The organism is Vibrio sp. 1401 (assembly GCF_033340295.1).
The window spans coordinates 1-720 of record NZ_JAWOWF010000338.1; the positions used below are offsets into that span (position 1 = coordinate 1).

2 protein-coding genes are annotated in these 720 nt (G+C 44.6%); one reads left to right on the forward strand and one right to left on the reverse strand.

Annotated features, from left to right (window positions below; genetic code table 11):
* Positions 1 to 483: DUF481 domain-containing protein (locus R7Z77_RS25485; RefSeq protein WP_318137068.1), on the forward strand; the 483-nt coding region annotated here is incomplete at its 5' end.
* 88 nt (positions 484 to 571) lie between these two features.
* Here R7Z77_RS25485 and R7Z77_RS25490 read toward each other — a convergent pair.
* Positions 572 to 720 (reverse strand): 50S ribosomal L9 C-terminal domain-containing protein (locus R7Z77_RS25490; RefSeq protein ID WP_318137069.1); only part of this gene is annotated, 149 nt, incomplete at its 5' end.

Below are 720 nucleotides of genomic sequence, written 5' to 3' on the forward strand. Positions count from 1 at the left end.
CAAAGTGACTACAAGTTAGGACCCAAAACCTACTTGGATGGAAGCTTTAAAGGCGTTGATTCGCGCTATCGCGCCTATTTCAAAGATTACACCTTATCAGGCGGTCTGGGTTATCAGTTTTCCTACACCGAAAACTTTATCTTAGAAGCTGAGATTGGCCCTGGTTTTCGTTATCAGGAGCCGAACTTGGATGAGATTGATGATGACGATATCGTCTTCCCTAACATCGTTCGTGAAGGCATTTTCCGTGGCAATCTCAATACCACGTGGCATGCTCTGGATAACTTGAGCTTTGCCGCTGATATCACGCTCGTTACAGGTAAAAGTAATACGCGTGTGGATAGCGAACTCAGTGTCACTAATGACATTACCGAAGACATTGCATTGAAACTTGCTCACTCGCGTCAATACCACGATAAAGTACCAGAGGGATTAAGCAAAGCCGACAGTGTGTTCTCCGTCAATCTGCTTTTCGCGTTTTAATCTCCAATTTTTATCACTCAATTTCAGCCCCCCCAAAAAAAAAGCACCTCCGAAGAGGTGCTTTTTAGTATTTCGTCTTAATACTGAATTACTCAGCAGCAACAACCTGTACTTTCGCAGTAGCGAAAACTTCAGAGTGAAGTTGAACGCTGATCTCGAACTCACCAGTTGTACGTAGAGCACCTTCAGGAAGGCGAACTTCGCTCTTAGCAACTTCAACGCCTGCAGCTGTGATAG